The sequence below is a fragment of the Roseburia sp. OF03-24 genome, assembly GCF_003463035.1.
In the GTDB taxonomy this organism is placed as follows: Bacteria; Bacillota; Clostridia; order Lachnospirales; family Lachnospiraceae; genus Roseburia; species Roseburia rectibacter.
On the sequence record NZ_QSCK01000025.1, the window covers coordinates 34,540 to 47,055 of the forward strand.

Sequence of the window (12,516 nt, forward strand, 5' to 3'; positions counted from 1 at the left end):
TCAATGGGTTGCGAGGCACAAAAACAAATTTTGTACCCCCTGTCAAATATTGTTTCTTGCTGAAAATCCCATAAGATGGTAATGTATGAGCAAGACATGAAAGCACTTACATCAGAGCAGTGTCGAAACAAATTTTTCCTAATAAGGAGGTTCTTATGAAAAAGAAGGTAGTATCAGTCCTTATGGCTGCCGCTATGGTAGCTGGTATGGCAGGATGCGGTTCCAGCAATACTGGTAACGCAGGAACAACAAATTCAAATGCTTCTACTAATAATGAAGCAACCACAGAAAGCGGTGATGCTTCCGCAGATGTAGCAGCAACCGATTCTGATGTTGAGAAACCAGAAGAAATCACCATTATGGTAGATGGAACTGTTTTCACACAGGAAAACGGACAGGCAGAGTTCATTGCCAAATTAGAGGATCTTCTTGGAATGAAGATCAATGTGATCCAGCCGGATCATGATGCTTACTACGATGTAGTAGGACAGACAGTTGCAAGTGGTGACTGGCCAGATGTTATGATCTTATCTTCAACCTATTATGCAGGTTATGCAGAGCAGGGAGTTCTGTGGGATATGACAGACGCTTATGCATCTTCTGATTTAAAAACAAGACAGGATGCATACGGCAGCACAGGAGTTATCGATGGTGTAAGACTTGATGGTAAGTTATACGGTATGCCTGCAGCTCGTGGTAACGGATGTGTTACATATGTTAAGAAAGCATGGTTAGACAACTGCGGACTTGATGTTCCGACAAACTATGATGAGTATCTTGCAATGCTCGAAGCATTTACAACCGGTGACCCGGATGGAAATGGTGTAAACGGAGATACCTACGGTGTATCTGCTGCCGGTTTCATCGGAACAGAGGCTCCATATACAAACTACTTACCGGAGTTCTATCAGGATGCAAACCCAAGCTTCTATAAAGCAGAAGACGGAACATGGAAAGACGGATTCACAGATGACTCTATGAAGAGCGCACTTGAGAGAATGTCAGCTGCCTACAAAGAGGGCGTGATTGATCCTACCACATTAACAAATGGTACATCTGACTGCCGTAACAAATTCTATGATGACAGCTTTGGTGTATTTACTTACTGGGCAGGTACCTGGGCAACCAACTTAAAGACAAACCTTGAAGCAAACGGCAAAGATGGTGAGTTAGTAGCATTACCTCCGATCGCTGAAGTAGGTCAGTATCTTGACCGTGTTCCACCAGTATGGTGCATCACATCTGCATGCGAGAATCCGGAAGGCGTATTCAAATATTTCATCGAGCCGATGCAGGATGGCGGAGATGTTCAGTTCTTATGGACATACGGTGTAGAAGGTGTTCACTGGTCAACAGCAGCAGAGACATTATTTGCTGGAACAGAGAACGAGAAAACTTATGCTGATGGTGAATTCCATATGTTAGAGAACCGTGAGAAAGAGGGTACACAGTACACCAAAGCTCACATCGATCCAATGCTTGCTTTAGTTGAGCTTGCTAACGATCCTCAGGAAGAATCTGTAGCAGCAGAAGCAAAAGAGTCTGCACAGTTATTCAATGATAACTGCAAAGCTGCTGATCTTGTTCCTACAACAGATGAGATGAGCGAGTACAACGGTGATTTAACAACATTAAAGAACGAGCTGATCGCAAAAGTTGTTATGGGTGAGATTACTGTTGATGATGCATATGCACAGTTTGAGTCAAATCACGGTGCAGAGTGGTCACAGGCAATCGTTGATTCTTTAAACAAATAATAAAACTTTCCGGTAAACGGAACTAAGAACTATGATTGGTGTATTGGCTGCGGATATCTGCAGCCGGCACCGATCATGGATCACAAATTCATGTTTGATTGAAAAGGAAGAACAGATATGAGAAAAAGCAATGAAAAATCAGCCGTAACGGCTACAACTGGTGGAAAGAAGAACCACCTGGCAGCAAAAATCTATAAATACAGAGGATTCTATCTGATGTTTCTTCCTGTATTAATTTTTGCATTAATATTCTTTTATTTGCCAATGCTTGGAATCCGTTTTGCATTTACCGATTATAACGGAATCAAAGAGGCAAGTTTTGTTGGTCTCAAAAATTTTCAGAAAATGTTTTCCATGCCAAATTTCTGGACGGCATTCTGGAATACCTTACAGATTAGTATTATCAAATTGTTTTTGACAACAGCAGCTGCTGTTATTGTTTCTATCTTTTTGAATGAGATCGCAAATATTCATTTTAAAAAGATCGTGCAGACAATTATTTATCTGCCACACTTTATGTCATGGGTAGTTACCGCATCTGTCTTTACTTTGATCTTAGCACCGACAGCAGAAGGTCTTGTAAATACATTTCTTATCAATGCTGGTGTGATTGACTCCGGAATTTATTTCCTGGGGGATTCAAAATGGTGGAGACTTGCGTACTATATCATTAATATTTGGAAAGAAACCGGTTGGCAGACCGTTATCTTTATGGCTACGCTTGCCGGAATAAATACAGAGCTTTATGAAGCTGCAGCAATGGATGGTGCAGGACGCTGGGGCAAGATGAGATATATCACATTCCCGGCATTACAGAATACGATCCTTACTGTTTTAATCTTAAACCTTGCAAAGGTTATGAACCTGTTCGAGTCCGCATTTGTAATGCAGAACGATGCTGTTTTAGGTACAGCAAACGTACTTGAAACTTATATTTACTATCAGACTTTCAACAGTGGTGCGATTCCAAATTACGGTTATACGACAGCCGTTGGTCTGTTCAAATCTCTGGTTGGTTGTGTACTGGTACTGTTCTGCAATCACTTAAGCAAGAAAGTACGTGATGGACGCGGAATCGTCTAGGAAGGAGCAGCAGATATGAAAAGCAAGAAAAAAATAGAAGTTTTCCCGATCGTAAACGGGTTAATATTTATTATCTTAAGTTTACTGATTATCATCCCGATGTGGAAAGTATTAGTTGACTCATTCGATTTAAAAACCGCATATGGTATGAAATTATGGCCGGAGGAATTTGGCCTTGCAGGATACATTTCCGTATTCAAAAACCCGACGCTGTCCCATCCGTTAATGATTTCTGTAATCACAACGATTGCAGGTACGATCATCGCCTTGATTTTATCTACATTTGGTGCATATGTACTGATCCAGTGGGATATGCCGGGACGTAACTTATTTGCAAACTTATTACTTTTTACCATGATTTTCCAGGGTGGTATGATCCCTACCTACCTCGTATTAAAATCATTACATTTAACAAATACCATCTGGGTCGTTATCTTATTCCCGGCACTGAACGTGTATAACCTGGTATTGATGAGGAACTTCTTCGAAGGTATTCCTGCCAGCCTGTTTGAGTCGGCAACACTTGACGGATGTACTCCGATGCAGACATTTATCCGTATCGTACTTCCGATGTCAAAAGCAGCATTAGCATCCATCGGTCTTATGTTTGCCGTTACATACTGGAACGACTATACACATTACAAACTTTATATTACAGATTCAAACCTTTATAACTTCCAGATGAAGTTAAGAAGTATCATCATGGGTAGTGATCTTCCGCAGGCAAACGGTGGTGCAACTGAGAACACCGTAAAGAATGCAGCGATCATCGTTATCATCATTCCATTCATGATCGTATATCCGTTCTTACAGAAATACTTTGTAAAAGGTGTAAATATCGGAGCTGTAAAAGAATAAGGAGGAAGGTTTGTATGGCGACTATTTTCTGGGCTGGAGATTCAACCGTACAATACAATGACATTCTTACATTTCCGCAGACCGGCATAGGACAGGTGATGAACCTGTTCCTAAAGCCGGAGGTGCGGGTGGAGAACCATGCCAAAAACGGCAGAAGCACAAAAAGCTTTATCGATGAGTCGAGACTGACACCGATTTATGACAGGATAACCGCAGGAGATTTTCTATTTATCCAGTTTGGACATAACGATGAGAAAAAGAATGATCCACAGCGGTATACAGATCCATATTCCGATTACATGGTGAATCTGGAAAAATTTGTAAATGCAGCAAGAAACAAAGGAGCATGGCCGGTTTTTATTACGCCGCTTGAGCGCAGATGTTTTATTGATGAGGAACATTTAGATATCGGGGAACATACCGATTATGTGGCGGCAATGAAACAGACAGCTGAAAATTTAAATGTTCCGCTGATCGATCTTTACAGTATGAGCCGCGCAGAAATGCGAAAGGCTGGAGCTGAAAAAACCAAAGAATGGTACATGCATCTGCCGGCAGGTGTCTATCCGTCCCATATGGACGGGCTGACTGACAATACGCATCTGAAATATATGGGTGCAGTTGTCTATGCGGGATGTATAGCGAGAGGTTTAAAAGAACTTGGCGGTATCTATAGTGATTTATTAGTGGCTTGGGAGTGATCCCTTGCCATTTTTGTATCAGGAAATAAAACCAGTGTTTAGGAGGATTTGAGGGTTATGTCATTATTATGGAAATCAGATCAGGAAGATGGAACTTATAAAAACCCGATACTTTTTGCAGATTATTCCGATCCGGATGTGATACGCGTAGGGAATACCTATTATATGACGGCGTCCAGCTTTAATTATGTGCCGGGACTGCCGATCTTAACATCAAAAGATCTGGTAAACTGGGAACTGAAAAATTATGCGATCGAAAAGATCGATGAGCCGGGCTATGATCTGCCGCAGCATGCAAAAGGCGTCTGGGCGCCTGCGATCCGTTACCATGAAGGATATTTTTACATTTACTACGGAATGCCGGATGAGGGCATTTACATGGTGCGCGCAAAAGATGCACTTGGAATCTGGGAAAAACCGGTACTTGTGTTAGCCGGAAAAGGTCTGATCGATTCCTGCCCGTTCTGGGATGAGGATGGAAATGCATATATCATCCATGGTTATGCGAAGAGCCGTATTGGATTTAAGAGTCATCTTGGCATATTCCCGATGTCATGGGATGGAACAAAGGCAACAGGGGAGGATCATATTCTCTACTGTGGACTTAAGACACAGCCGACGATTGAGGGACCTAAAGTATATAAACAAAATGGATATTATTATATTTTTGCCCCGGCAGGCGGTGTAAAAACCGGCTGGCAGGTTATTTTGCGTTCGAAAAATATTTACGGGCCTTATGAAGAAAAAAATGTGCTTCATCAGGGCAACAGTATCATAAATGGACCACATCAGGGGGCTCTGGTGGATACAGTGAATGGAGATGAATGGTTCATTCATTTTCAGGACAGAGGACTTTACGGACGAATCGTCCATATGCAGCCGGTTACATGGGAAAATGACTGGCCGGTTATGGGGATCAACGCAGTGGATGGCTGTGGGGAGCCATGTATCATCCATAAAAAACCAAATACCGGAATCACGGAGAAACCTTGTTATCTTGCGGCGGGAGATGATTTTTCATCGGAAAAAATCGGCTTGCAGTGGCAGTGGCTTGGCAATCCGAAGGATGATTTCTATTCTTTGAAAGAGAGAAAGGGATTTTTGAGATTATACTGTAAAAATCCATCAGGGAAAGTGGAGCCGATCCTCTGGGAGTGTTCGAATGTGCTGACGGAAAAACTGGTCTGCCCATATTTTGAGGCATCTGCCTGTGTTGACATTTCTGCCCTGTCTGAACAGGAGCAGGCAGGAATGGTCATGATGGGCGGTCACTATGCATACCTCGCAGTCCGCGTAATCAGAGGTCAGAAACGTCTGATCCTTGGAAAATCCTATGACAGTGAGGATGGAATGCGCGAGAAGGCAGAGCAGCTTTTGGTACTGCCGGAGGGACAGGAACAAGTTTATCTGATCTTTGCGATGCGCGAGGGAGATAACGGCAGTGTATTTCATTGTTATTATTCATTGACTGATGATACAGATAGTGCATCCTGGACGGAAGTGAGAGCAGAGTTTACACCGTCTGATCATACCTGGGTAGGTGCGAAGATAGGGCTGTTTGCGAATGTCATCGGGGAAAAGGAACTGGGAGGATATGGAGATTTCGAGTATCTGCATGTAGAGGCACTGGAAGATTAGATTATGGGACTTCAAAAAGAATTAGAAGCAAAAAATTTAGATGGTGTGATCCGTGAACTGACAGAAAATCCATCCTGCATTGATGATGTGACGGAAAAAGGTGTACCGCTTGCTTTGTATGCAGCGGAACTTGGAGATTTTTCTATTGTAAAGTATATTGTCGAATATTCCAGAGCAAGTATGAATATGGTGGATGAAAATCATAGAAATATTCTGCATTATGCAGCGACGTCCGGTAATCTGGAAATGAACCGTTACCTTGTGGAAAAAGTTGGAATGGATATTACGGCAGGAGATGGTAAATGTGTGACACCGTATCAGATTGCATATGAAAGAAAAGATGAGAAACTTCTTTCTTACTATAAAGAACGAACAGGTGCATCTTATGAGGGGATGTATCATAATCCGATACGCTGTGGAATGTTCCCGGACCCGTCTATTGTGCGTGTCGGGGTAGATTATTATATGGTGAATTCATCATTCATATTTTTCCCCTGTATCCCGGTTTCGCACTCGAGGGATCTGATACACTGGGAGATCATCGGTCATGCGATCACAGATCCACAGTGGGCGGCACTGGATGAACTGGAAGGCGGCAGAGGCTACTGGGCACCGGATATTTCTTATGATAATGGAAAATTTTATGTCACGGCAACATACCGCCTGAATGACACAGGCACTGTGTACCGTAAACAGATCGTGGTAAGCTCAGATAGACCGGAGGGACCGTACAGTAAACCGGCGGTCATTGATGAGGATGGAATTGATCCGTCTATCTTTCACGAGAATGGCAGACACTATATGCTGCTAAACCGTGGGGCGAGGATTTTAGAACTGAATGATGACTGCACAAAGCAGATCTCTGAGGCAAAATTATTATATTACGGAGATCAGAAACGTGCGCCGGAAGGACCACATCTGTTGAAAAAAGACGGTTATTATTATCTGTTCTTGGCAGAAGGAGGAACCGGAATGGGACACAGGATTTCTGTTGCGAGAAGTAAGACACTTATGGGAAATTATGAACCGTGTCCATACAACCCGATCATGCGGCAGATGGATGAGGGGGCAGCGATCCAGAGATGTGGTCATGGAAAGCCGGTCTGCACACAGAACGGGGAGTGGTATATGGTATATCTCTGCGGCAGGATGATCGGAGATGGTTACAGTATGCTTGGCAGGGAGACGGCACTTGATCCGGTAAGCTGGACAGCGGATGGCTGGCCGATCGTAAATGGATTAAAAGGTCCTTCTGTTTTGCAGAAAAGACCGGATCTTCCGGTGTGGATGCCGGAAGAAGAGCCGGATATTGGCTGGAACCCAAAATGGATGACACCACGTGCACCGGAGCCGGAAGGAATCCGTTTTCTCTCATCAGGAATCCGTATCAAAGGGAGCCGTTTTCCACTCAGAGATGTGGCTGCAAAAAATATTTTATTGCAGAGACAGACTTCGTTTTGTTTTACTGCGGAAACGGAACTTGTGATACCGGAACTTACAGGTGGTCAGGAAGCAGGTTTAGTCTGTTATTATGACGAAAATACATGGGTGTGTCTTGCAGTCTGCAGGGAAAATTCTTATTATATCCAGGTAAAAGAACATATTGGGGATAAAGATGTTCTGCATGAGAGACAGATGCTTCCATGTGATTGTTCAGGGAAAAAGATCAGCCTGAAAGTGGAAACAGAGTATTTAAAGCGGCGTTTTACTTACCGGCTGCAGGGGGAAGAAAAACATATAGCAGCAGAGATTGCGAATGTTTATTATCTATGCGATGAAGGAATTCATATGGGTAAGCGCTTTACCGGGGCAATGACAGGTATTTATGCGGTTGCCGGAGAACACAAATTGTATGCAGATTTTTTTAATTTTATTTATCAGGATATCGAAGCATAAAAAAGTCAGTATCAGAAAAACGAGGGAGACAAATGGAAACAAAAAGACAGGAAGATATCAGAAAACTTATGCAGATGCCGGAAGAGGCGATTGCTTCTCTGAATGAATCAGAGGCAGACCGGCTCGGAAGACTAGCAGTCATGTTTTATAAAGAAACAGGAGATGGAGTATATAAGGAGAAAGCAGAACAGATCCGTGCAGCGCAGGGCGAATTGCCGGAGGATATCTATGCCATGCCTTTTTTTATGGAATATGAAACGGTATGTGGGAAAAAAGAGCGGTACAATAAGATCGTTGACCGGATGGAAGATGAGGCGTCAGCCGGATTTGCCGATGCAAAAGCAAGAAATGCATATTTAGCAGTCCTGGTGGATGTGATTGATGGGATCAGTTTTGAGATTTATGAAAAATACCGGACTTTGACCGCAGTTTATAAATGCGTATTAAAGGATGCGTTAGCTGAGGGAGAAGAAACACCGGAACTCACCTATGCCATATTAAAAGGCTGCAATATTGGAATTTTGCTGAAAGAAAAATATGCAGAAACAGGTGTTTTAATGGCAGGGCATCTGAAAAATACGGGCATGGCAGATCAGACGGAATATCTGTCAGACATTACAGCAAGAACAATGGAACAATATGATCTGCTTGCGATGGAACAGTCGGAATAGGGAGGAAAAGAGTCATGGAAGTAAAACTGATTATGAAATCTGCCCGCAATGCGGTCATTGAAATTGCAGATGGTGGAATTTACAATACAAAAGAAACATATCATGTTCTGCTAAACGGTGAAGAGGTATTTTCAACGGATACGGTTATAAATTCATTGTTTGATTTAAAACCGCAGACTTCCTATGAGGTTTCTGTAAGAACAGCAGATGGTACCGAACTAGGAACGGTATCGTTTGTTACAGCATATGAATTTGTCACATTAAATGTCCGTGATTTTGGTGCCACAGGCGATGGAAAACAGGATGATACGAAGTTTATACAGGCAGCGATCCTAGCCTGTCCGAAGGAAAGCCGTGTGCTTATTCCAAAGGGAAGCTATCGCATTACCAGTCTGTTTTTAAAAAGTAATCTGCGCCTTGAGCTTGCAAAGGGAGCAGAACTTATCGCAGATACAGACAGGGCGGCCTATCCGAAATTTCCTGGTATGATTGAAAGTTATGATGAACAGGGGGAATATAATTTAGGAACATGGGAAGGAAATCCATTACCGATGTTTGCCGGCATCATCACCGGACTGGATGTAGAAAATGTATTGATCTACGGAAGAGGAACGATAAATGGCAATGCTTCAAAAGAAAACTGGTGGAAAAATCCGAAAGTCATGGTAGGAGCATTCCGCCCGCGTCTGTTTTTCTTAAGCCATTGTCAGAATGTGACACTTTGTGGTGTAACTTTCAAGAACAGTCCGTCCTGGACACTGCATCCGTATTTTTCAGATAACCTGAAATTCTACGGACTTACGATCAACAATCCAAGCGATTCGCCAAATACGGATGGCCTGGATCCTGAATCATGCAAAAATGTAGATATTGTCGGTGTGAAATTCTCACTTGGAGATGACTGCATAGCAGTTAAGTCTGGTAAGATCTATATGGGAAAGAAATATAAGACACCTTCTGAAAATATCCATATCAGACAATGCCTGATGGAAAATGGTCATGGTGCAGTAACAGTCGGAAGTGAGATGGCTGGCGGTGTCAAAAATCTGGTCGTGGAAGAATGCCGGTTTTACGATACAGACCGGGGACTACGTATCAAGACACGCAGAGGACGGGGAAAAGATGCCGTTTTAGATCAGATTATTTTCCGGAAAATCGATATGGATCAGGTTATGACGCCGTTTGTGATAAACTGTTTTTATTTCTGTGATCCGGACGGCAAGACCGAGTTTGTCCAGAGTCGTGAAAAAATGCCGGTAGATGATGGTACACCTGCGATCTTAAGACTTGATTTTGAGGATATTAAAGCCCAAAACTGTCATGTGGCAGCTGCATATTTTGATGGACTGCCGGAACAGAAAATTGAGCAGATCATTATGAAAAATATTACAGTGACATATGCTAAGAATCCGAAATCCGGCGTTCCTGCCATGTCTTCCGGTGTGGAAGAGTGTACAAAGAAGGGAATCTTTGCGCGCAACATCAAAGAACTGGTATTAGAAAACGTGGAAATAGAGGGACAGGATGGAGAACTTCTTGTTACAGAGGGAATTGACCATTTCGTGCAGTAGAACAGAAAGAGGAAAACATATGCAGTTAGGAATACGTTTACATGATATCAAAAAAGCACCACTTGAGGAGCGCCTTGCAATCGCAAAGGAGCAGGGGTTTTTGTGCGGACATCTGGCACTCTCAAAAGTAATCACGGAATATCCGGTGGATGATGGGGCACTGACTCCGGGGTATGCAATGTACTTGAAAAAAATATTTGCAAAAAACGATCTTGATATTGCCGTACTGGGATGTTATTTAAACCTTGCAAATCCAGATGAAGGACAGCTTGCAAAGATCACACACCGTTATCTGGCGCATATTCGGTTTGCATCACTGCTTGGCGTCGGGGTAGTCGGAACAGAGACAGGTGCTGTCAACGAGGCATATAAGTTTGAGGAAAAAAATCACTCGGATGAGGCGCTGGATATTTTTATACAGAATGTGAAACCGGTGATTTCCTATGCAGAAAAAATGGGCGTTATTTTTGCAATCGAGCCGGTGTGGAAACATATCGTATGCAATCCGAAGAGAGCGCGGAAAGTGCTTGATGAGATCGCGTCTCCAAATCTTCAGATCATTTTTGATCCGGTCAATCTTTTGGATATCAGTAATTATCAGAACAGGGATGCAATCATAGAAGAAGCGATAGAGCTGCTTGGAGATGATATTGCAATGGTCCATATGAAAGATTTTGTGGTGCAGGATGGGAAACTGGTGTCAGTCGCTGCAGGAACAGGTGAGATGAACTATGAGAAGATTATTCGTTTCATTAAGGAGAGAAAGCCGTATATACATGTGACGCTTGAAAATACAACGCCGGAGAATGCAGTACAGTCTAAAGAATATATTCAGGGATTGTATGATTCGTGCCGGATTTAAAAGAAGTTTTTTAGAAAAAATCAGGCTGGGAAGAAAGTAGGATTGCATTCCTGTGATATAAGATGTAAAATAAGATTAATAATATAAAAAAGAGGAGAATAAAAATGTTAAGAAAACAGACAAAAAAGATTTTATTTGTTATGCTGTTTGCGCTGACATTAGTTCTTGCCGGAAGAGTTGATGCGAATGCACAGACTGCTGCACCGGCAGGCGTGAAACAGGTAAAAGCGGGCAGCAGCTCTGTAACAGTACAGTGGGATGCTGTTATGCAGAATGATATTTATTATTATTATCGTATCAGCAATGATTCAAGTTTTAACAGCAGTAAAAGCGAGCGGAACTATGATGAATCAGAAAGCTATATTTCAGGTCTTTCTGCGGGAAAGAGTTATTACGTCCAGATTGGAACATCAGCAACACATTCTGGTTCGACTGTGCCGGCCGATGTGACGTGGTCGAAGGCGATTGAAGTTGTAACAGCTCCAGCGCAGGTTGCATCGAGTTCAGTAAAACAGAGTGGTGCAGGTACGACATCCATTTCATTGACCTGGCCGGCTTCTTCCGGTGCAAACTGTTATAAGATCGATTATTATTTAAATAATGCATCGCAGCGTACAGCATCAGAAGTTATCTCCCAAAATAACAATGTAAAAATTACCGGATTAAAAAAGAACAACCGTTATTGTGGACATGTTTATGCAGGAAGAACAAGCAGTACAGGCTTTACAGCTTATGCAGGTTCTGGCAGTTACTATTATGATGTAAAAGTTAAACCAACGAAGATCACCGGAGTAGAAAATACCGTATTTTATTCATATATAAATACTGCATATATAGAATGGAATCCTTCTAATTCCGCGAGTGGATATGAATATATTCTTTATGATAATTCCGGAAAGAAAATATTAAGTAATACAACGACTTCTAAACGCCTTGATATTTCTACCAATAAGATCAAGAAAACACAGTTTTACCGTATCAAAGTAAGAGGTTATGTCAATTTAAATAATAACAAAAAGGCTTATGGTGCATGGTCTGACACATTATATTTTGCAAAGGCACCATACAAGAATTTAAAATTAAAATCATCCGGAAAGAAAATTTCTGCAAACTGGAATAAAGTGACAGGAGCAACAAGTTATACGGTATATGTTTCCAATAAGGAAAAGAGCGGATATAAAAAAGTCGGTACCTATAACAGCAAGAAAACAAGTGTTACGATTAAAAAATATGGAAAAGCTGCTTTGAAATCAGGTAAAACATATTACGTAAAAGTTGTCGCTGAAAAGAAAGTGAAAATCAATAAGAAATATAAAACCTTTAAGAGTACCTTATATTATGAAGGAAAAAGTATCAAAGTAAAATAAGAGAATGAATAAAGAAAAGCACCTGAAAATTCAGATCTGAATTTTCGGGTGTTTTTTTCGAAATAAAAAGTAAAAAAAAGAAACCATTTTGAAAAATGGAGAATTGTTTCTG

General features: G+C 41.9%; 10 protein-coding genes. All 10 read left to right on the forward strand.

All coding sequences use genetic code 11. The features are described from left to right. The first annotated feature begins 155 nt into the window (after positions 1-155). The 10 genes from DXA60_RS13125 (at position 156) to DXA60_RS13170 (ending at position 12,404) form a co-directional block, all read left to right on the forward strand. The gene (locus tag DXA60_RS13125; protein WP_117921862.1) at positions 156-1,757 is read left to right on the forward strand and encodes an extracellular solute-binding protein; all 1,602 of its coding nucleotides are present in this window, start codon (positions 156-158) and stop codon (positions 1,755-1,757) included. A gap of 117 nt (positions 1,758-1,874) precedes the next feature. Further along, positions 1,875-2,840, forward strand: a complete 966-nt coding sequence (locus tag DXA60_RS13130; protein ID WP_117921863.1) for an ABC transporter permease — start codon at positions 1,875-1,877, stop codon at positions 2,838-2,840. Between the two features lie 15 nt (positions 2,841-2,855). Beyond that, complete coding sequence (locus tag DXA60_RS13135) at positions 2,856-3,698, forward strand: carbohydrate ABC transporter permease (protein ID WP_006856020.1); 843 nt, start codon at positions 2,856-2,858, stop codon at positions 3,696-3,698. Positions 3,699-3,712: 14 nt separating this feature from the next. Then, positions 3,713-4,399, forward strand: coding sequence for a rhamnogalacturonan acetylesterase (locus DXA60_RS13140; protein WP_117921864.1), 687 nt, complete (start codon positions 3,713-3,715; stop codon positions 4,397-4,399). Positions 4,400-4,456: 57 nt separating this feature from the next. Beyond that, positions 4,457-6,037, forward strand: coding sequence for a glycoside hydrolase family 43 protein (locus DXA60_RS13145; RefSeq protein WP_117921865.1), 1,581 nt, complete (start codon positions 4,457-4,459; stop codon positions 6,035-6,037). A gap of 3 nt (positions 6,038-6,040) precedes the next feature. After that, positions 6,041-7,933 (forward strand): family 43 glycosylhydrolase, encoded by a 1,893-nt coding sequence (locus DXA60_RS13150; protein WP_117921866.1) that lies wholly within the window; start codon positions 6,041-6,043, stop codon positions 7,931-7,933. Between the two features lie 32 nt (positions 7,934-7,965). After that, entirely contained in the window at positions 7,966-8,604 is a 639-nt protein-coding gene (locus DXA60_RS13155; protein WP_117921867.1) for a hypothetical protein, read from the forward strand. A 14-nt stretch (positions 8,605-8,618) separates the two neighbouring features. After that, complete coding sequence (locus tag DXA60_RS13160) at positions 8,619-10,175, forward strand: glycoside hydrolase family 28 protein (protein WP_117921868.1); 1,557 nt, start codon at positions 8,619-8,621, stop codon at positions 10,173-10,175. A 19-nt stretch (positions 10,176-10,194) separates the two neighbouring features. Next, positions 10,195-11,037 (forward strand): sugar phosphate isomerase/epimerase family protein, encoded by an 843-nt coding sequence (locus tag DXA60_RS13165; protein WP_117921869.1) that lies wholly within the window; start codon positions 10,195-10,197, stop codon positions 11,035-11,037. A gap of 104 nt (positions 11,038-11,141) precedes the next feature. Beyond that, the gene (locus tag DXA60_RS13170) at positions 11,142-12,404 is read left to right on the forward strand and encodes a hypothetical protein (protein ID WP_117921870.1); all 1,263 of its coding nucleotides are present in this window, start codon (positions 11,142-11,144) and stop codon (positions 12,402-12,404) included. Positions 12,405-12,516 lie beyond the last annotated feature (112 nt).

Coding starts and splice junctions, on each gene's coding strand:
- DXA60_RS13125 (WP_117921862.1), top strand. CDS start 156: ATGAAAAAGAAGGTAGTATCAGTCCTTATGGCTGCCGCTATGGTAGCT.
- DXA60_RS13130 (WP_117921863.1), top strand. CDS start 1,875: ATGAGAAAAAGCAATGAAAAATCAGCCGTAACGGCTACAACTGGTGGA.
- DXA60_RS13135 (WP_006856020.1), top strand. CDS start 2,856: ATGAAAAGCAAGAAAAAAATAGAAGTTTTCCCGATCGTAAACGGGTTA.
- DXA60_RS13140 (WP_117921864.1), top strand. CDS start 3,713: ATGGCGACTATTTTCTGGGCTGGAGATTCAACCGTACAATACAATGAC.
- DXA60_RS13145 (WP_117921865.1), top strand. CDS start 4,457: ATGTCATTATTATGGAAATCAGATCAGGAAGATGGAACTTATAAAAAC.
- DXA60_RS13150 (WP_117921866.1), top strand. CDS start 6,041: ATGGGACTTCAAAAAGAATTAGAAGCAAAAAATTTAGATGGTGTGATC.
- DXA60_RS13155 (WP_117921867.1), top strand. CDS start 7,966: ATGGAAACAAAAAGACAGGAAGATATCAGAAAACTTATGCAGATGCCG.
- DXA60_RS13160 (WP_117921868.1), top strand. CDS start 8,619: ATGGAAGTAAAACTGATTATGAAATCTGCCCGCAATGCGGTCATTGAA.
- DXA60_RS13165 (WP_117921869.1), top strand. CDS start 10,195: ATGCAGTTAGGAATACGTTTACATGATATCAAAAAAGCACCACTTGAG.
- DXA60_RS13170 (WP_117921870.1), top strand. CDS start 11,142: ATGTTAAGAAAACAGACAAAAAAGATTTTATTTGTTATGCTGTTTGCG.